This is a genomic window from Peribacillus sp. TE19612 (assembly GCF_056279465.1).
The window spans coordinates 14,928-34,410 of the sequence record NZ_JBWCCL010000008.1; the positions used below are offsets into that span (position 1 = coordinate 14,928).

24 protein-coding genes and 1 tRNA gene are annotated in these 19,483 nt (G+C 41.8%); 24 read left to right on the forward strand and 1 reads right to left on the reverse strand.

From position 1 onward, the window contains the following. Positions 1–8 precede the first annotated feature (8 nt). The 8 genes from ACZ9AO_RS14965 (at position 9) to ACZ9AO_RS15000 (ending at position 6,976) form a co-directional block, all read left to right on the forward strand. Positions 9–194, forward strand: a complete 186-nt coding sequence (locus ACZ9AO_RS14965; protein WP_476109362.1) for a hypothetical protein — start codon at positions 9–11, stop codon at positions 192–194. Continuing rightward, positions 187–1,689 (forward strand): tetratricopeptide repeat protein, encoded by a 1,503-nt coding sequence (locus tag ACZ9AO_RS14970; protein WP_476109363.1) that lies wholly within the window; start codon positions 187–189, stop codon positions 1,687–1,689. The genes ACZ9AO_RS14965 and ACZ9AO_RS14970 overlap by 8 nt, the downstream gene beginning before the upstream one ends. Before the next feature lie 103 nt (positions 1,690–1,792). Then, positions 1,793–2,740, forward strand: a complete 948-nt coding sequence (trxB, locus tag ACZ9AO_RS14975; protein WP_034309960.1) for a thioredoxin-disulfide reductase — start codon at positions 1,793–1,795, stop codon at positions 2,738–2,740. A 557-nt stretch (positions 2,741–3,297) separates the two neighbouring features. Then, a complete protein-coding gene (locus ACZ9AO_RS14980; RefSeq protein ID WP_034309963.1) occupies positions 3,298–3,756 on the forward strand; it encodes an NUDIX hydrolase in 459 nt (152 codons plus the stop codon). 45 nt (positions 3,757–3,801) lie between these two features. After that, positions 3,802–4,701 carry an RNase adapter RapZ gene (rapZ, locus tag ACZ9AO_RS14985; RefSeq protein WP_048688021.1) on the forward strand — a complete coding sequence of 300 codons (900 nt, stop codon included), beginning with the start codon at positions 3,802–3,804 and terminating at the stop codon, positions 4,699–4,701. Next, on the forward strand, positions 4,691–5,677 hold the full coding sequence (locus ACZ9AO_RS14990) for a gluconeogenesis factor YvcK family protein (RefSeq protein ID WP_063595787.1): 987 nt from the start codon (positions 4,691–4,693) through the stop codon (positions 5,675–5,677). The genes rapZ and ACZ9AO_RS14990 overlap by 11 nt, the downstream gene beginning before the upstream one ends. Before the next feature lie 67 nt (positions 5,678–5,744). Beyond that, complete coding sequence (gene whiA, locus ACZ9AO_RS14995) at positions 5,745–6,698, forward strand: DNA-binding protein WhiA (protein WP_034309971.1); 954 nt, start codon at positions 5,745–5,747, stop codon at positions 6,696–6,698. A 20-nt stretch (positions 6,699–6,718) separates the two neighbouring features. Continuing rightward, positions 6,719–6,976, forward strand: a complete 258-nt coding sequence (locus tag ACZ9AO_RS15000) for an HPr family phosphocarrier protein (RefSeq protein WP_476109364.1) — start codon at positions 6,719–6,721, stop codon at positions 6,974–6,976. Between the two features lie 100 nt (positions 6,977–7,076). Here ACZ9AO_RS15000 and clpP read toward each other — a convergent pair whose 3' ends face one another. After that, positions 7,077–7,682: an ATP-dependent Clp endopeptidase proteolytic subunit ClpP gene (clpP, locus tag ACZ9AO_RS15005; RefSeq protein ID WP_034309977.1), complete on the reverse strand. Its 606-nt coding sequence runs from the start codon at positions 7,680–7,682 to the stop codon at positions 7,077–7,079. 289 nt (positions 7,683–7,971) lie between these two features. Between clpP and ACZ9AO_RS15010 the strand changes: the two genes are divergently transcribed. From ACZ9AO_RS15010 to ACZ9AO_RS15085, 16 genes are all read left to right on the forward strand, one after another. After that, positions 7,972–8,043 (forward strand) — tRNA-Arg (locus ACZ9AO_RS15010). A 313-nt stretch (positions 8,044–8,356) separates the two neighbouring features. Further along, positions 8,357–9,694 (forward strand): RNA polymerase factor sigma-54, encoded by a 1,338-nt coding sequence (gene rpoN, locus ACZ9AO_RS15015; RefSeq protein WP_476109365.1) that lies wholly within the window; start codon positions 8,357–8,359, stop codon positions 9,692–9,694. A gap of 15 nt (positions 9,695–9,709) precedes the next feature. Further along, positions 9,710–9,952: a glutaredoxin family protein gene (locus tag ACZ9AO_RS15020; RefSeq protein WP_251540502.1), complete on the forward strand. Its 243-nt coding sequence runs from the start codon at positions 9,710–9,712 to the stop codon at positions 9,950–9,952. Positions 9,953–10,091: 139 nt separating this feature from the next. Beyond that, positions 10,092–11,126, forward strand: coding sequence for a sugar-binding transcriptional regulator (locus ACZ9AO_RS15025; RefSeq protein WP_048688036.1), 1,035 nt, complete (start codon positions 10,092–10,094; stop codon positions 11,124–11,126). Positions 11,127–11,158: 32 nt separating this feature from the next. Next, complete coding sequence (gap, locus tag ACZ9AO_RS15030; protein ID WP_034309982.1) at positions 11,159–12,166, forward strand: type I glyceraldehyde-3-phosphate dehydrogenase; 1,008 nt, start codon at positions 11,159–11,161, stop codon at positions 12,164–12,166. Positions 12,167–12,412: 246 nt separating this feature from the next. Continuing rightward, positions 12,413–13,597 (forward strand): phosphoglycerate kinase, encoded by a 1,185-nt coding sequence (locus ACZ9AO_RS15035; protein WP_053536811.1) that lies wholly within the window; start codon positions 12,413–12,415, stop codon positions 13,595–13,597. A 46-nt stretch (positions 13,598–13,643) separates the two neighbouring features. Next, positions 13,644–14,405, forward strand: coding sequence for a triose-phosphate isomerase (gene tpiA, locus ACZ9AO_RS15040; protein WP_048688041.1), 762 nt, complete (start codon positions 13,644–13,646; stop codon positions 14,403–14,405). Next, a complete protein-coding gene (gene gpmI / locus ACZ9AO_RS15045) occupies positions 14,398–15,933 on the forward strand; it encodes a 2,3-bisphosphoglycerate-independent phosphoglycerate mutase (RefSeq protein ID WP_476109366.1) in 1,536 nt (511 codons plus the stop codon). Before tpiA ends, gpmI begins: the two co-directional genes overlap by 8 nt. Before the next feature lie 30 nt (positions 15,934–15,963). Further along, the gene (eno, locus tag ACZ9AO_RS15050; RefSeq protein ID WP_476109367.1) at positions 15,964–17,259 is read left to right on the forward strand and encodes a phosphopyruvate hydratase; all 1,296 of its coding nucleotides are present in this window, start codon (positions 15,964–15,966) and stop codon (positions 17,257–17,259) included. Positions 17,260–17,517: 258 nt separating this feature from the next. Next, positions 17,518–17,679, forward strand: a complete 162-nt coding sequence (locus ACZ9AO_RS15055; RefSeq protein ID WP_476109368.1) for a hypothetical protein — start codon at positions 17,518–17,520, stop codon at positions 17,677–17,679. Between the two features lie 91 nt (positions 17,680–17,770). Further along, on the forward strand, positions 17,771–17,980 hold the full coding sequence (locus ACZ9AO_RS15060; RefSeq protein ID WP_476109369.1) for a hypothetical protein: 210 nt from the start codon (positions 17,771–17,773) through the stop codon (positions 17,978–17,980). Between the two features lie 111 nt (positions 17,981–18,091). Next, positions 18,092–18,418 (forward strand): hypothetical protein, encoded by a 327-nt coding sequence (locus ACZ9AO_RS15065; RefSeq protein ID WP_476109370.1) that lies wholly within the window; start codon positions 18,092–18,094, stop codon positions 18,416–18,418. A 20-nt stretch (positions 18,419–18,438) separates the two neighbouring features. Beyond that, positions 18,439–18,633 carry a hypothetical protein gene (locus ACZ9AO_RS15070; RefSeq protein WP_476109371.1) on the forward strand — a complete coding sequence of 65 codons (195 nt, stop codon included), beginning with the start codon at positions 18,439–18,441 and terminating at the stop codon, positions 18,631–18,633. Positions 18,634–18,691: 58 nt separating this feature from the next. Then, on the forward strand, positions 18,692–18,871 hold the full coding sequence (locus tag ACZ9AO_RS15075; protein ID WP_476109372.1) for a hypothetical protein: 180 nt from the start codon (positions 18,692–18,694) through the stop codon (positions 18,869–18,871). Further along, positions 18,868–19,032: a hypothetical protein gene (locus ACZ9AO_RS15080; RefSeq protein WP_157831060.1), complete on the forward strand. Its 165-nt coding sequence runs from the start codon at positions 18,868–18,870 to the stop codon at positions 19,030–19,032. The genes ACZ9AO_RS15075 and ACZ9AO_RS15080 overlap by 4 nt, the downstream gene beginning before the upstream one ends. A gap of 3 nt (positions 19,033–19,035) precedes the next feature. Beyond that, positions 19,036–19,404, forward strand: coding sequence for a hypothetical protein (locus ACZ9AO_RS15085; protein ID WP_476109373.1), 369 nt, complete (start codon positions 19,036–19,038; stop codon positions 19,402–19,404). Positions 19,405–19,483: the final 79 nt, after the last annotated feature.

The following is a 19,483-nucleotide window of genomic DNA, read 5'->3' on the forward strand; positions in this document are numbered from 1 at the left end:
GAGGGCTTTTGTGTGTATTTACGATGGCGATCAGCGATCTTGAATCCCCATATGACAAGGAAAATGCTTCGATTTTTCTTGAAGAAAGCTTGATGATTCCCGTTTTCCATTTTCTTGAATTGTTCGGCAAATTTTCTCCAATATGTTATAATACTATGGTTAATCAACTTGTAGATGGAGGATTACATGAGTAAAGACTCTAAATTTGGCCAACAGGCAAAAATTCTAACCTTTCACCCAACAGGTGAGTATTATTTCACCAAGGGTTTAAAAGCTTATCATAGACGGGAATTACCTAAATCAAAGAAATACCTGGAACGTGCGCTGGAACTTGAACCTGCTGAACCGATGATAGCTTGTCAATTGGCAATCACTTGCTCGGAAATCGGTGAATATAATTATTCAAACAACCTTTTGGAAAACATCTTGGATGCGATGGATCCCTATATGTCGGAATGTCATTACTTCCTGGCGAATAATTATGCCCACTTAGGCATGTTCAAGGAGGCTTATCGTCACGCCAGTGCTTATCTTGATAAAGAAGAAGACGGGGAGTTCAGCGATGACGCAGAGGATCTGCTTGAATTGATAACTTTTGAGTCGGATGAGTCAGAAGAAAATCCCTTTAAGCATGATGGGCTCATTACCAAACAGGAACAAGCCCGTGAGTACCTGGAATCAGGCAATTTCCCGAAGGCGATCGAAGTGCTGAAAGAAACGATTGCCGAGTACGAGGATTACTGGTCCGCTTATAATAACCTGGCACTTGCCTATTTCTATCTTGGTCAAGTGAATGAAGCTTTTGCAACACTTGATGAGGTATTGGAAAAAAGTCCGGGAAACCTGCATGCTCTTTGTAACCTTGTTGTATTTCATCATTATCAACAGGATGAGGCAAAGGTTGAAGAGCTCATACAGATGCTGGAGAAAATTAGGCCGATGCTATCCGAACATCGTTTCAAGCTTGGAGCGACCTTCGCTCTGATCGGAAATTATGATTCTGCATATAATTGGCTTAAAGTACTTCAAAAGCAAGGGTTCGAAGGAGATGGAACCTTCTATTATTGGCTTACCATTTCCGCTTACCACCTAGGCCACGAACAGGCTGCCAAAAAGGCATGGAAAAAGGTCGTGGAAATGAACCCGGAAAAGGAAGGCATGGAGCCTTGGGGAGATATGAATGCAACTTCAGATGGTTTTGAACATCATTTTCCTTCTATTATAAAAAGGCTGGAAAGTGAATTCATCGAAGAAAGGCTTTTTGCCATTTTCCTTCTGAAACATTCAGTTCATAAACAGAAGCTATTGAAAAACCAGGTCCTCAACCTAAACCAGAATTTCACTGAATTGGAACGTGATTATGCCGAACTTGTTCAAGGTCCTGCTAAAGATCGCCAATTAACACCGATTGATTTTGCCGATCGCACAGCTGAGTTATTATATCAGCATTTCCAACCGATACAATTAAATGAAGCCGGGCTCTATTTAATGTGGTTTTCCGTTTTCATCGAAGCGGTGAAATCCGAGCAGAAGCTAAATAATCCTGCAGGATGGGCATCTGCGGTGGAGTACGTGTGGATTCAGCTTAAAAGTGAGAAGGCGAGCAAACAGGCAATCGCAGACAAACATTTCATTTCGGTGTCCACCTTATCGAAGTACGTGAAGTTGGTTCAAAACTTACTCGGATGAGCAGATATTTGGACGAAAAATTATTTGTTATATAGGATAATAGGTAGGGAACACTAACCGTAGTGAAGGTTCCATTTGTAATGGAATATGGAGGAGTGAAAACATGTCTGAAAAAATTTATGACGTTGTTATTATTGGAGCTGGTCCTGCAGGGATGACGGCGGCTGTCTATACATCACGTGCGAACCTTTCAACATTGATGTTAGAACGCGGAGTACCGGGCGGGCAAATGGCCAATACGGAGGAAGTTGAAAATTATCCTGGGTTCGACACTATACTCGGACCTGAACTTTCAACGAAAATGTTTGACCATGCAAAGAAATTCGGTGCGGAGTATGCCTATGGGGATGTTAAGGAAATCATCGACGGTGAAGAGTATAAAACGATCAAAGCCGGTTCAAAGGAATTCAAAGCACGTTCAATCATCATTTCATCTGGTGCCGAATACAAGAAAATCGGCGTTCCTGGCGAAAAAGAATTGGGCGGCCGCGGTGTATCGTATTGTGCAGTTTGTGATGGTGCATTCTTCAAGCAAAAAGAACTGTTCGTTATCGGCGGCGGAGACTCTGCTGTTGAAGAGGGTGTGTACTTAACCCGCTTTGCTTCAAAAGTGACGATCGTTCACAGACGTGACGAACTTCGTGCTCAAAAGATTCTTCAAGATCGTGCATTTGCCAATGAGAAAATTAACTTCATCTGGAATCACACTTTGAAGGAAATCAATGAAAAAGGCGGCAAGGTCGGCGGTGTCACACTAGTTTCCACTGAAAACGGAGAAGAGACAGTGATGGACGCAGACGGTGTATTCATTTATATCGGAATGCTTCCGCTAACGAAACCATTTGAAAACTTGGGCATCTTGAACTCAACAGGCTATATTGAAACGAATGATCGGATGGAAACACGCGTACCTGGTATTTTCGCTGCAGGTGATGTTCGTGAAAAAACATTGCGCCAAATCGTTACAGCTACAGGCGATGGAAGCATTGCCGCCCAATCCGCTCAGCATTTTGTTGAGGAACTTCAAGAAAAATTGCAGCCAAAGGCTTGATTTCATAAGAATATACAAACGTAATTCCGTTTTAACGATGTTGTAACATGCGTGAAATAATGATTCGGTATAGTAGGGGGTAGAAGTTGACCCCCTTTAATTATAAACGTTTAAGGACACAGAATAAGTTTCTGTGTCTTTTTTTTGTTTTCCTGCTTTGAGACTATATCTTTAGTTCCAATTTTTAGGATGTTACCGAGCGGTTTTTAATGTGAAACAAGCCGTTCCTTTGCATTTAGGAAGCGAAAGTGGAGAAGAATAGGAGTTAAGCAGGATAAAGGCTTACCTATGTGATTCCTTGCGAATGAAGATTCCACCAATGCAGGAAGTTTACTTTATTGTTTGCTCATTTTAAAAATAGTATAATGATAAGATATACTAAACATATATATATCTTTCATAATGGTAAGAAGATGAAAAATACAACTTGTTTGAACTATTAGCATTTGTAAATCGCCAAATGGATATCTAGCGGCGGTTTAAGGATATAAACTGAATCTCTTCAACACGGGGGGGAAGGTTTCTATAGTCGAGCAGAGCCAATCGAGGTGAAGAACGTGCAACGTGTCACAAACTGTGTATTGATCAGAGATAATCAAATCCTCTTATTGAAAAAGCCTAGACGCGGATGGTGGGTAGCTCCCGGCGGCAAGATGGAACCTGGGGAGTCTGTACGAGATGCTTGCATTAGGGAATATCGCGAAGAAACGGGCGTTTATTTAAAAAACCCTTCCATCAAAGGTATTTTCACCTTCATCATGAAGGACGGAGATAAAGTTTTATCAGAATGGATGATGTTCACTTTCTTTGCAACGGATTCCGATGGTGTAAATGTGGATGTTTGTGAAGAAGGGGAACTTAGCTGGCATCCGGTTGAAGATGTTAAAAAGCTGATGATGGCTGAAGGTGATTTTCACATCCTGGATTATATGGTTCATGGCAGTGGGATCATCTATGGAACCTTTACCTATACGCCAGAGTTCAAGCTGCTTTCTTACCGGTTGGATCCAGGTTAATTTTTAGATATAAAAAAGATTGCTATACATGGGGGCGGAGAAACTATGAGTACAGGGCAGATGAGTGAAACGCAATTGGTCATCATTACCGGAATGTCCGGAGCAGGCAAGACAGTGGCGGTTCAAAGTTTTGAAGACCTCGGCTTTTTTTGCGTCGATAATTTGCCGCCCACGCTGTTGCCAAAGTTTTTGGAGTTAATGAAGGACTCCGGGAATAAGATGAATAAAGTGGCTCTTGTCATGGATTTAAGGGGAAGGGAATTTTTTGATTCCTTATTTCTTGCACTGGATAATTTAACGGATGCAGCTGCAGTATCACCAAGAATCCTTTTTCTTGAAGCGGATGATGATTCCTTGGTACGCAGATATAAGGAAACGAGAAGGACCCATCCCCTTGCTCCATTAGGCCGGCCATTGGAAGGCATTAAAATGGAACGGGAACTTTTGGACGAATTGAAGGGAAGGGCCCAGTTGATCTTTAATACTTCCCAACTGAAGCCGCGCGAATTGAGGGAGAAAATCGCTTCGGAGTTTTCTGCCGATAAAAGTGTCGGTTTTACAGTCAATGTCATGTCGTTCGGGTTCAAGCATGGTCTGCCCATAGATGCCGACCTTGTGTTTGATGTACGGTTCCTGCCAAATCCATATTATATTGATCATATGAGGCCAAGGACTGGTTTGGAACAGGAAGTGTCGAGTTACGTTTTAAAATGGAGTGAGACGCAAAAATTCTTGGAAAAAGTGACCGATCTGCTCGCTTTCATGCTTCCATATTATAAACGTGAAGGGAAAGCACAGCTTGTTGTTGCGATTGGGTGTACAGGCGGTCAGCACCGTTCTGTAGCTTTGACGGAGTATATTTCAAACCACTTCAAAAAGGATTACAGGGTTCAAGTATCACATCGCGATATCGAAAAAAGTAAGGGGAAAGCAGATGTTAGATAAAAAGAAACAGCCTAAGGTTGTGATCATCGGAGGGGGAACCGGCCTTCCTGTTTTGTTGAGAGGGTTAAAGAAGCATCCGGTGGATATAACGGCAATCGTAACGGTTGCTGATGATGGTGGAAGTTCAGGCCGCCTTCGCGAGGATATGGATATTCCCGCTCCGGGTGATATTCGTAACGTGCTGGCTGCGTTATCGGATGTAGAGCCCCTTGTTGAACAAATGTTTCAGCATCGCTTTCAGAGTAAAAATGAGTTGTCAGGGCATTCGCTTGGGAATTTGATACTGGCGGCAATGACTTCGCTGACCGGGGATTTCGTCCATGCGATCCAGGAAATGAGTAAATTCCTTAATGTCCGCGGCAAAGTGCTTCCGGCTGCCAACCAAAGTGTGGTTCTCCATGCAGAGATGGATGACGGAACGATTGTTACAGGAGAATCCAAAATTCCCTTCTCAGGAAAGAAAATAAAAAAAGTATTCCTGTCTCCTCGTCATATAAAGCCGCTTAGTGAAACTCTCCAGGAAATCAAGCAGGCAGATCTTATAGTCATAGGTCCAGGAAGCCTATATACTAGCATTCTGCCTAACTTACTTGTCCCTGGTTTAGGAGAAGAGGTAGCCCGTTCCAAGGCTAAGAAGGTGTACATTTGCAATTTGATGACACAAGCCGGCGAGACTCTGGATTATAGCGCGAGTGATCATATAAAAGCGATATATGACCATATGGGAAATGCATATATTGACAGGATACTTGTTAATAATGAGGAAATACCAACCGAGATTCAGCAGCGCTATCAAGCTGAATATGCAAAACCGGTCATGTATGATGTGGAAAGCTTAAAAATGATGGGTCTTGAAATCATACAAGAACGCATTTTCAGCTATGAAGGGAATGTAATACGCCATGATACGAAAAAAGTGGCGGATTTGCTTTATAATATGCTTGTAAATGAAACAAAAAGCCACATAGTACCGTAAATATAAGCGGGGACGGTTTTTTGATTGATAAAAATAGATTACCTGCGTTCGATTGGGGGTGAAATGGATGTCTTTTGCTTCAGAAACAAAAAAAGAGCTTACAACATTAGAGGGAAAGGATTGCTGCGGTAAAGCGGAATTGTGTGCGCTTATCCGGATGAACGGATCCCTTTCATTTTCTAATCGGAAGCTTGTTGTGGATATTCAAACTGAGAATGCTGCGATTGCCAGAAGGATTTATACGCTGCTTAAAAAAAGTTATGAGGTCCAGGTCGAGCTGTTGGTCCGTAAAAAGATGAAGCTTAAAAAGAACAATGTATATATTGTCAGGATGTCATCCGGAGGACAGCGGGTTTTAACCGATTTGGAAATTTTAGGAGATGGCTTTGAAATTCTCCATGATATATCCGATACTATTGTTGGGAAGAAATGCTGTAAGCGTTCTTATCTAAGAGGTGCATTTCTTGCAGGGGGTTCGGTTAACAATCCGGAAACGTCTTCCTATCACCTTGAGATTTTCTCACTTTATAAAGAGCACAATGATGCCCTTTGTGAGCTAATGAATAAGTTTGGCTTGAAGGCCAAGACACTTGAACGCAAGAAGGGGTACATCATTTATTTGAAAGAAGCCGAAAAGATTGCCGAGTTTTTAAGTATAGTTGGCGCCCATTCAGCTTTATTAAGGTTCGAGGATGTACGGATTGTCCGTGATATGCGTAATTCAGTGAATCGACTTGTGAATTGTGAAACAGCCAATTTGAACAAAACGATCGGGGCATCATTGCGCCAGGTTGAAAATATCCATTATATCGAGGATACGGTAGGACTTAGCATTTTACCGGATAAGCTTCGGGAAATTGCGGAGCTTAGGATAGCGTTTCAGGATATAACCTTAAAGGAACTTGGGGAAATGGTATCCGGAGGAACCATCAGTAAGTCCGGGATTAATCACCGATTGCGAAAGATTGATGAAATAGCTGACAGGCTCCGTGGGGGAGAGGCTATTGCTGCGAAAAAATAAAGCTAACAGGGGAGATCAAGATGGTGGAGAAACAAGTTGAGGTAAAATTGAAAACGGGTTTGCAAGCTCGGCCGGCGGCGCTTTTTGTACAAGAAGCTAACCGCTTTCATTCAGATGTTTTTCTTGAAAAAGAAGGAAAGAAAGTGAATGCAAAAAGTATAATGGGATTAATGAGCCTAGCCATCAGTTCTGGCGTGTCCGTGAAGTTAATCGTCAAAGGACGCGATGAAAAAGAAGCGTTAGAAGCATTGGAAGAGTTCGTTCAGCAAGAGGGTTAAAAAAGGGGATGCCTAAATGTGCATCCTTTTCTTTTATCATGAAAAAAAGGCTCCGGAGGTCGCTTATGGCGATCTCCGGAGCCTTTCTTTTGTTGCAGGATTACTTAGAGTTTTTATCATCAAGAACGCTGCGCGTGATGACTTTGTCAATCAAGCCATATTCAAGAGCTCTTTCGGAAGTCATGAAGTTATCACGTTCCGTATCTCTTTGAAGGACTTCGATAGGTTGTCCCGTACGTTCTGCCAAGATTTGGTTCAGCTTATCTTTCAAGTGAAGGATACGGCGGGCAGCAATTTCAATTTCCGTAGCTTGACCTTGAGCTCCTCCAAGTGGTTGGTGAATCATGACTTCACTGTTTGGCAACGCATAACGTTTGCCTTTTTCGCCAGCGGCCAATAGGAAAGCACCCATGGAAGCGGCCATACCGATGCATACTGTCGATACATTAGGCTTGATATATTGCATGGTATCGTAAATGGCCATACCGGAAGTGATGCTTCCGCCAGGGCTGTTGATGTATAGAGTGATATCTTTTTCAGGATTTTCCGCTTCTAAAAATAGTAATTGAGCAACAATGGAGTTGGAAACATTATCGTCAATTGCACTTCCTAGCATAATGATCCGGTCTTTTAATAAACGGGAGTAAATATCGTAGGCACGCTCCCCACGACTTGTTTGTTCGATAACTGTAGGAATTAAATTCATGTTCATTTCCTCCTTCGATTAAGAGAATCATTTAAATTCTTTATGTATGTATGATACACTTTTTGGTCAATTTAGGTCAAACAAAACAAACCCTATTATGGATAATTTGTTCGACAATTTTCTGGCTAAGGCTCCTTCCTGATAGATTATTTTATATATTATGCCGCACAGGGATGAATTTCCACATTACCCATAATACCCAAATGATAAAGTTTTAAACCTGATAACCCTTGCAAAGGAGGGGATTCTATCATATAATGAAGTCTGTTGAAAAAATATTTTCTATTACGCCCTCGTAGTGCAACGGATAGAACGCAAGCCTCCGAAGCTTGAAATGCAGGTTCGATTCCTGCCGAGGGCATTACCAATCTTCTGCTTAATAAAGCGGGGGATTTTTTATTTGTCATTTTTAGGAGAGTTAAAATTTTTGCTGAATTTGCTCATTTTCCGTAATATTCCATCGAATCCTGTAATGTCGGTCCTGTCTTGAAAATATTCGCCCACACTATTGAAAAATGGTGATTTTTCAATAAAGTAGTTGTTAAATTTGCGTTTCTAACATATAGTATTTAAAACAAATAAACTATTCAGAAAAAAATCGTAAGCGTTTTCATGGGTTTTTGTGTAGAATTTTCTCCTGATAATGTAAAATGGAGTGGGGGAGGGATGAATCGATGAGTATGAATATGAAAGCAGGACTTTTTCAACAGCAAACATTAAAGATGGCAATGACCCAGGAGCTCATGCAAGCTATTACATTGCTGCAATACTCCTCGCAGGAGCTATCGGCTTTTTTAGAAAATAAAATGGTGGAGAACCCATTACTGTCCATAGATCAGCCAACATCTTCTTTATTTCAGCCAACTTTTGACCGCAAAAAAGGTAAACGGACTCTTAAAAATACGTATGATGCCAACTATTGGATTGAACAGATCAGTGAAGATACCATATCGCTTGAACAGCATATCATGTCCCAGGTGAATCACCAGCAGTTTTCCGGTGAGCAGCAGAAGGCAATGCTTCTATTAATTCATAACCTTGATGAAAACGGTTACTTAAGGACTCAGCTGGATGATATATGCATCCCAGGCATAGCTCCGGCCGTTTTGGAAGAGAGTCTCTCGCTTTTACAGGAGCTTGAGCCGCATGGTATTGGAGCGAGGAATCTTCAAGAGTGCCTTTTGCTTCAAGTGAAAGCAGAAGGGGAGAATCTGCTGGCGGAATCGATCATAGAAAACCATTTCCTCGATTTTGCTGAAAAGCGCTGGAAAGACCTAAGCAAGAAAATCGGTGTTACACTGAAGGAGATTCAAGAAGTCTTTGATTATGTCCAGACGTTGAACCCGCGTCCGGCATCACTCTTTTTTCAGGAAAAACCTTCTTATATAGTGCCGGATGTGGTCGTGGAAGTTCGGGATGGCATGCTGCTTGTCGGGAATTATGATGGTAACACACCCAATCTTAATGTGGATAAAGGATATTTAAACCGAATGAAGAGCCATAAGGATCAGGGAGTTCAGCGGTTTATCCAGGATAAGTGGCAGGAATACCAATGGATCTCCAGAGGAATCCAACAGAGAAAAGAAACGATATTGAAGGTTATTCAGTGCATCGTCGAAAAACAGCCGGCGTGCTTTCATCATGGCCTGAACTATTTGAAGCCGATGACGATGAAAGAAATCGCAGACGAACTTGGCATACATGAGTCCACAGTAAGCCGGGCGGTTAAAGGGAAGTACGTACAGACACCATTTGGCACGATAGAGATGCGGATATTTTTCACTACTTCTTTACAGTCGGTCGGCCTTGATGAGGATATGTCGGGCATGCAGGCGAAAAAGAGCCTCCAGGCAGCCATCAATGGGGAAAATAAACAAAAGCCACTTTCGGATCAAGACTTGGCGGAACGGCTGAAAGAAGAGCATGGAATTATCCTGGCACGCCGAACCGTTGCCAAGTACCGGGAACAATTAGGGATCCCTTCTTCATCTAAACGAAAAAGATATGATTGAAAAGGATGAGTGGTTTTGGAATCGAATGCGTTTGTTTTATATAGTAGGGATAAATGCCCGTTATGTGATAAAGCCAAGCAGGTACTCGAAGAAGTGAAAGTGGAGTCAGGCATAGGCTATAAGGAAATCGATATCCATACCGATGATGATTTGCTTGAGAGATTCGGGCTGATGATCCCTGTCGTTGAATGGAAAGATGAAATCGTTCAGTTCGGAAACGTTGATAAATCAGCTCTAAATAGGCTTTTGGAAAAATAATTTTTCAAATCATTTGAAGAAACATTCCGTTCCTGCTAGAATAAAATATGTAGCAGGAATATTTTTTTGTTTTAAGTGGGACAGAAAATGACTACGCGGGACGTTAAAGGTCCAACTTAACTTTTTAGGAGTTTTAAATATGCGTACATTACTCGAGGTACAAAGAAAATTATTGCCCGATTTCCTTATGGTTATGCAAAAAAGATATGATATCCTGCGTTATATCAAAATGATGCAGCCGGTTGGAAGGCGCAGTCTGTCCGTGAGCCTTAATTTGACAGAGCGGACGCTTAGAGGCGAGGTTGATTTTCTGAAAAGTCAGAACCTGGTTAACATCTTCAGCTCTGGCATGACGCTGACTGATGAAGGGATTGAAATCCTGGATAAGTTAGAAGGAATAATGCGTGAAGTAATGGGTATAGACATAATGGAAAAGCAATTGCAGGATTTGTTACAAGTGGATGAAGTCATAATTGTCTCAGGAAATTGTGATGAAACCCCATGGGTGAAAAAAGAATTGGGCAAAGCTTGTGCAAACCGTATGAAACGAGAATGGAACTCAAAGAATATCATTGCGGTTACTGGCGGATCGACAATGGCCGAAGTGGCTAATTCGTTGTCACCTGATGAAGCATCCAGGAAATTGACATTTGTCCCAGCCCGCGGGGGAATTGGTGAAGCGGTGCAGAATCAGGCCAATACGATTGTCGAAAAAATGGCACAGAAGGCTCAAGCCTCATACAGAGTGTTATATGTACCCGATCAATTAAGCGGTGAGGTTTATGCATCATTTCAGAAGGAACCTGCAATTAAAGAAGTGATTTCCCAAATCAAGTCTGCCGATATGATCATTCATGGAATCGGTGATGCCATGGCGATGGCAGAGAGAAGAAATTCTTCGCCAGAAATGTTAAAGAAGCTGTTAGATGGAAATGCTGTAGGAGAGGCATTCGGTTATTACTACGATGAAAACGGCAAAGTTGTTCATAAAGTTTTGACGGTCGGCATCCAGTTAGATGATCTTAGCCCTGAAAAGCGAGTGATAACTGTGGCAGGTGGCAAAACTAAAGCAAAGGCTATCCGTTCCTACATGAAAGGCGCACCTTCATCAACCGTTTTGATCACGGATGAAGCTGCGGCACAAGAGTTAATTCAGGGGAATTACACCCCTTAATATATTTGCGAACTTAAAAGGAGGAATTTTTCATGGCAGTAAAAGTTGGTATTAATGGTTTTGGACGTATTGGACGTAATGTATTTCGTGCAGCATTGAGTAATCCTGGGGTAGAGATTGTTGCTATTAACGACTTAACGGATGCTAATATGTTAGCGCACCTTCTTCAATACGATACAATTCATGGATCTCTTAATGAAAAAGTAGCAGTTGATGGGGATTACCTTGTTGTTGATGGTCACAAAGTAAAAGTATTGGCTGAACGTGATCCTGCACAATTAGCATGGGGTGAACTGGGAGTAGAAGTAGTTGTGGAATCTACTGGACGTTTCACAAAACGTGCGGATGCAGCTAAGCATTTAGAAGCTGGCGCGAAAAAAGTAATAATCTCTGCTCCTGCATCTGATGAAGATATCACGATCGTCATGGGTGTAAACGAAGACAAATATGATGCAGCAAACCACCATGTAATCTCTAATGCTTCTTGTACAACGAACTGCTTAGCTCCATTTGCTAAAGTGCTTCATGAACAATTCGGAATCAAACGCGGTATGATGACTACTGTTCACTCTTATACAAATGATCAGCAAATCCTTGATTTGCCTCATAAAGATTACCGTCGTGCACGTGCAGCTGCAGAGAATATCATTCCTACAACAACTGGGGCAGCAAAAGCTGTTGCACTTGTCCTTCCTGAACTTAAAGGGAAATTAAATGGTATGGCAATGCGTGTACCTACTCCAAACGTGTCTGTTGTCGACCTTGTTGCTGAACTTGAAAAAGACACAACAGTTGAAGAAGTTAATGCAGCATTCAAAAAGGCTTCTGAAGGTGAGTTAAAAGGAATCCTTGAGTACAGCGAACTTCCGCTAGTATCAACTGACTATAACGGTAACCCATCATCATCTACAATCGATGCCCTTTCCACAATGGTAATGGAAGGAAACATGGTTAAAGTATTATCTTGGTATGATAATGAAACAGGATATTCAAGCCGTGTTGTTGATTTGATCGACTATTTGGCTAAAAAAGGATTGTAATTAGAATAATAAAAAACCTCACCAAGGTGAGGTTTTTTTTATCATAGCCCTAAAAAAACTTGGCAGAAGATGATATTATTAGTAAGTCATTAATCAGTCAAGCGTTTACATTTCTTGTTTTTGGATAATTTCCTGGAAACCGACTATAATGAAAAAGAGAAAAGGGGAGTTGGGAAATTTACCCTCTCCCTTTTTGGCTAAAAGAATCAAAAATATGATAACAATATCTAAGGAGGTTCTTGGATTATGAATAAAAAGTCGATTAAAGATATTGAATTAAAGGGGAAACGCGTATTTTGCCGTGTTGATTTCAACGTTCCGATGCAGGACGGAAAGATTTCGGATGATACGAGAATCAAGGCTGCACTGCCGACGATTTCCTATTTGACAGAACAAGGCGCAAAAGTAATCTTAGCCAGCCATCTTGGCCGTCCTAAAGGACAAGTCGTAGAAGAATTGCGTTTAGCACCTGTTGCGGAAAGACTAAGCGAACTTAGCGGCAAAGATGTGCAAAAGGCAGAAGAAGCATACGGCGAGACCGTTCAATCCATCATTGATAACATGCAAAATGGCGAGATCCTGTTGTTGGAAAACGTTCGTTTCTATCCAGGAGAAGAGAAGAACGACCAAGAATTGGCGAAATCATTTGCGGCACTGGCTGATGTATATGTTAACGATGCATTCGGAGCTGCACACCGTGCACATGCTTCAACTGAAGGAATAGCTCACCATCTCCCGGCCGTTGCTGGATTGCTGATGGAAAAAGAGCTTTCTGTACTTGGAAAAGCCCTATCCAACCCAGAACGTCCTTTTACAGCTATAATTGGCGGAGCAAAAGTAAAGGATAAGATAGGCGTTATCGAAAACCTTTTGGAAAAAGTCGATCACTTGATCATTGGTGGTGGATTGGGTTACACATTCATTAAAGCGCAAGGTCATGAAATCGGTAATTCTTTATTGGAAGAAGACAAAATAGAATTGGCCAAATCTTTCATCGAAAGTGCAAAAGAAAAAGGCGTAAAACTTCATTTGCCTATCGATGCAGTCGTAACGGCTGAATTTTCACCTGATGCAGAGACGGATAATGTCGATATCGATGCTATTCCAAATGATAAAATGGCTCTTGATATCGGACCAAAAACAAGTGAATTATTTGCGGATGTTATCAAAAGTTCCAAGCTTGTCATTTGGAATGGACCAATGGGTGTATTCGAGTTCGATAAATTTGCGAATGGAACGAGAACCGTTGCTCAAGCCTTGGCGGAAGCAAATGATACGTACAGCATTGTTGGCGGAGGGGATTCGGCCGCAGCTGCAGAAAAGTTTGGCCTGGCAGAAAAGATGTCCCATATTTCAACTGGCGGCGGTGCATCTCTTGAGTTCATGGAAGGCAAAGAGTTGCCTGGCGTTGTGGCCTTGAACGATAAATAAGATTAAACCGTTACATATTTCAACATTAGAAGGGATGAGAAACCAAATGCGTAAACCGATTATTGCAGGAAACTGGAAAATGAATAAAACACTATCTGAAGCGACTGCCTTTTTAGAAGAAGTGAGCAATTTGATTCCGAAGCAAGATGTAATCGATACGGTTGTATGTGCTCCAGCTTTATTTTTGGATCAGCTCGTTCAAGCAGCAAAAGGAACCGATGTGAAAATCGGGGCACAGAACATGCACTTTGAAGAAAGCGGTGCTTTCACAGGAGAAATCAGCCCAATCGCCTTGGCTGATCTTGGGGTATCCTATGTCATACTTGGTCATTCTGAGCGCAGGGAAATGTTCAACGAAACGGATGAAGCCGTTAATAAAAAAGCTCATGCCGCTTTTGCCCACCAGTTGACCCCGATCGTTTGCTGCGGTGAAACACTTGAGCAAAGGGAAGCTGGCGAAACGAATGATTTCGTAGGCAGCCAGATTGAAAAGGGCCTAGCAGGATTATCTGACGATCAATTGAAACAAGCCGTTATTGCTTATGAGCCGATTTGGGCGATTGGAACAGGAAAATCGTCATCTGCTCAAGATGCTAATGAAGTTTGTGCGCATATCCGCTCAGTTGTTGCCGACAAATTTTCAAATGAAGCAGCTGCAGCCATCCGCATTCAGTACGGTGGCAGTGTAAAACCTGAGAATATTAAAGAGTACATGGCACAACCTGATATAGACGGTGCGTTGGTTGGCGGTGCTAGCTTGAAATCCGATTCATTTTTACAATTGCTGGAGGCTGGTCACTATGAGTAAGTCGCCTGTGGCACTTATCATCTTAGACGGTTTTGGCTGCCGTAACGAAGAAAAGGGTAATGCTGTTTTTCATGCGAAAAAACCGAACTTTGACCGATATTGGGAACAGTATCCGCACTCCCATTTAACTGCAAGCGGGGAAGCGGTCGGCTTGCCTGCCGGTCAAATGGGGAACTCGGAAGTGGGCCATTTGAATATCGGGGCAGGACGGATCGTTTATCAAAGCCTGACCCGTGTGAACCTGGCAATCCGTGAAGGTGAGTTTGCACAAAACCCAACTTTGGTCGATGCCATGAGCCATACCAAGAAAAAAGGCACGGACCTTCATCTTTTCGGTCTTCTTTCAGATGGCGGCGTGCATAGTCATATTGATCATATGTATGCCCTTTTGAAATTGGCCGCTAAAGAAGGAGTTAAAAATGTATATGTACATGCATTTTTAGATGGCCGTGATGTCGGCCCGAAAACGGCACAGGGTTATATTAAGGAAGCGGAAGCGAAAATGAAGGAAATCGGTGTGGGTCAGTTTGCGACCATTTCCGGAAGATATTATTCGATGGACCGTGATAAGCGCTGGGAACGTGTGGAGAAATCCTACCGTTCGATGGTGTATGGTGATGGCCCTGCTTACTCTTCTGCGATGGAATGTGTCGAGGATTCGTATGAACATGGAATTTTCGACGAGTTCGTGATACCTTCAGTCATAACGGCGGAAGACGGTAAACCGGTGGCAACGATTAAAGATGATGATGCCGTAATCTTTTATAACTTCCGTCCAGACCGGGCGATCCAGATTTCCAATACGTTCACGAATGAGGATTTTCGCTCATTTGACCGCGGTCCTGGACATCCGAAGCATCTCCATTTTGTCTGCTTGACACATTTTTCAGAAACAGTTGACGGATATGTTGCATTTAATCCGACAAATCTTGATAATACATTAGGGGAAGTACTTTCCCAAAACCAGCTTACCCAGCTTCGTATCGCTGAAACTGAAAAATATCCGCATGTGACGTTTTTCATGAGCGGCGGACGTGAAGAGAAGTTTCCTGGTGAAGAGAGGATTTTAATTAATTCTCCGAAAGTCGCTACATATGATTTACAACCGGAAATGAGTGCTTATGAAGTGACGGATGCATTGGTGGAACAAATTGAGGCTGACCGTTTTGATGCCATTCTCTTGAATTTTGCCAACCCGGACATGGTTGGTCATTCAGGGATGCTTGAGCCTACCATTAAAGCGATTGAAACAGTGGATGAATGCCTAGGCAGGATTGTCGATTTAATCGTCTCAAAAGGCGGTATAGCGATCATCACCGCTGACCATGGGAATGCTGATGAAGTGGTAACGCTAGAAGGCAACCCGATGACAGCCCATACTACGAATCCCGTTCCTGTCATTATCACTAAAAATCAGGTAACATTAAGAACAGGTGGTATCTTAGGCGATTTAGCTCCAACGATGCTTGATTTGCTTGGAGTCGAAAAACCTGTTGAAATGACAGGGAAATCCCTATTATCTAAATAAAATTGTGAATAGGAAAAGGAGAGATTTATAATGCCGTACATCGAACATGTATATGCACGCGAAGTGCTAGATTCACGTGGTAACCCAACAATAGAAGTAGAAATCCAAACAGAGTCCGGATACTTCGGACGTGCAATCGTACCATCAGGTGCTTCGACAGGAGAGCACGAAGCGGTTGAGCTTCGTGACGGGGATAAATCTCGCTACCTGGGTAAAGGGGTACAAAAAGCAGTCGATAATGTTAATGATATCATTGCTGAAGCTGTCATCGGTTTGGATGTAACGAACCAAGCAGGCCTTGACCTAACTATGATTGAATTGGATGGCACTGAAAACAAAGGAAACTTGGGAGCTAATGCAATCCTTGGCGTCTCAATGGCTGCTGCCCATGCCGCTGCGGAATTTTCTGGATTACCATTGTATCGTTACCTTGGTGGGTTCAATGCGAAACAACTTCCGACTCCAATGATGAACATCATTAACGGCGGATCACATGCCGATAACAATGTCGACTTCCAGGAATTCATGATCCTTCCTGTAGGAGCTCCTAGCTTCAAAGAAGCAGTTCGTATGGGTGCGGAAGTATTCCATGCCTTGAAATCTGTCCTTTCTGCCAAAGGCTTGAATACGGCAGTCGGCGATGAAGGCGGCTTTGCGCCAAACCTTGGTTCAAACCGTGAAGCGCTTCAAGTCATCATCGAGGCAATTGAAAAAGCTGGCTACAAAGCAGGCGAAGATATCTATCTTGGCATGGACGTGGCTTCATCTGAATTCTATAACAAAGAAACAGGCAAATATGATCTTGCAGGCGAAGGCCGCAATGGTGTTTCATCCGAAGAAATGGTTGCTTTCTATGAAGAGCTAGTGAATGAATTCCCTATTATCTCCATCGAAGACGGCCTGGATGAAAATGACTGGGATGGCCACAAGCTTCTAACGGAACGCATCGGTTCTAAAGTTCAGCTTGTTGGTGACGATCTTTTCGTAACGAACACGAAAAAATTGGCTGAAGGCATCGAAAAAGGCATCGGTAACTCCATCCTGATCAAAGTGAACCAAATTGGTACACTGACTGAAACGTTTGATGCAATTGAAATGGCTAAACGCGCAGGCTACACTGCAGTCGTTTCCCACCGTTCAGGTGAAACGGAAGATGCAACGATCGCTGATATCGCCGTTGCAACAAACGCAGGACAAATCAAAACCGGTTCCATGTCCCGTACGGACCGTATCGCTAAATACAACCAACTTCTTCGCATCGAAGACCAGCTTGGTGACTTGGCTGTATATGGCGGCTTGAAATCTTTCTATAACTTGAAGAAGTAATTAAAGCATAAAATACGTCCGAACTTTGTCATACAAGGCACTTTTGGACACTTTGAGTTATGTAGTACATCAACTCGAACTTAGCAATACAAATGTTTAGTATCAACCCCTGATTTATAAGTGAGTGAAATCGCTTATGAATTGGGGGTTTTTGCGTGTTAATACAGGACTTGTTGAAAGAATTTTCATTTGACTTACAAATTAAAAATTATTCCAAGCGAACTATCGAGACCTACAATTACAAAATGGTATGGCCCAATGGATATTGATATTGCTAAAGATATTGACGATAAGGTCAACTTGTTAAAAGAGGAATTGGGAATTGGATATTGGATAGCCAAAAAAGGCAAGCATCCAAACTCCAAGGAGTTTATAAAAAAAACACAAGGAAATCCACGCATATTATGGCATTCGCTTTAAATATGATGCTTACTGTGCTTATTTAACGAAAACTGAAAGTAAAGTTCGTGAAAGCCTAGAGCTGCCTAAAACTCAAGATGATGCAAAACTTGTGTTCGATATTGTGGCTAGAAAATATAATTTGCAATTAGCAGAAAGGCGACAAATCAACGGTTTCGGTAAAGTGGACAGAGCAATACATCAACCAAAGATAGATAGAAAGTATGTCCCACAAGCCACGCTTGTTTATGATTACATGGTAGATGGTCATGAGCTGGATGTTAAAAACACAGACGAAAAATCTTATATGCCAAACTTTTAGACCGTTCCAATAGGAATGGTCTTTTTTAGATTGACAGCATAATTTTGGTACTTCATACTTCTATAGTAATAGATGTAACGGAATATTTAGTTAATTAGGAGGACAAAAGCCATGAAACCAGAAATCTTATCAACAGCCATCGAAACGCTAACAGGATTGTTTTTCCGTAACAATAATGAAGGAACTGACTTTCTTGCCAAACGCACATTGGACCATTATATAAACGACCTTGATTTGCTTGGTGATATCAACTCTGTAGCTGTGGAAATTGATAAACAGCGAGCGTGGACTCTCATTCCCAAGCTACGATTATTTGACAGCAAGAGCGCTGATGAAATCGAAGTTGCTTTAGGTGGGTTGGGATATACCGATGCTGAAATTATTGCCAGTGACATAGTATTTGAGGAGTGGAAAAAATCTCAAAAGCACTGCCAATGATTTTAAAAGGAGGAATACCGATGTGGGGACGATACCTTTGGAAACTCCGATTGTTATTGACCATTCCATATTTGTTATTTGCGATATTAATGTTTTCGTCCATTGGCAACGATAAGGATTATGGTTATTATTGGATGGCGTTTGTGGCCTATGCGATTGTTTCCAATATCATCCTTCATAAAATGGAAAAGAAAGAAAAGATGGAAAAGGAATGAATTTAAGGAGGTAAGCACTTTACCTCCTTTGCCAATTTGATAAATGGAGGTGGATATTATGGGGCTCAAGAACATTTACAAAAAATCATTGTCTATGGCTCTGGTACGGGCTGGACATGACATTCATCATACTATGCCCAATCGAAACAACAAAAAATACCAAGTGTTTGATTTCATCCATACCGATGAATTAATAAAAGATTTACTGGAGTTAACCAAACGGGAGGTGAGACAATGACTGAACGTTTTTCTATCGCTATTATAATCTCCTGTGTAGCTGTAGTAATGGGCATACTGATTGATTTAGGAATGCTGTATATTGCATTCATACTTCTTGTAATTTGTGTATTGGCTGTTCTTCCCGTCAAGTGGTTTCGTGATTGGTTATGGAGTGACTAAAATATGCTGGTTGTGCATCAATTGAATATAAAAATTCAAAAATTGGGAGGTATGTCACCAATGAAAAAATACATAAATATAGTTGGAGCATTGGGCTTAATCGTTCTGATTATGGCAATGCCATTTTTCTACACAACCATTTTTTTGGGTAGTTTTATCTTGGACCCAACACCGCATACGAATCCTCAGCCTGGCCATGAAGACCACAATGCAACAAAAATTTGGGAGGGTATGTCAAAAGAGGAATATCAGAAAATTAAATACGTAGAAGAACATAAAAATAAATATGAAAATGAAGAACCTGCATTCAACCCAGATGAATCATCAAGTTTCAACCTATTTGAAGTTGAAAATAAAAACGATGAATATTGAAGGACCCCGCCAATTATGCGGAGTCCTTTTTTCGTTGCTTAAATATGCAATGCTCCAAAAATAGGTTTCGTTCTTTCAG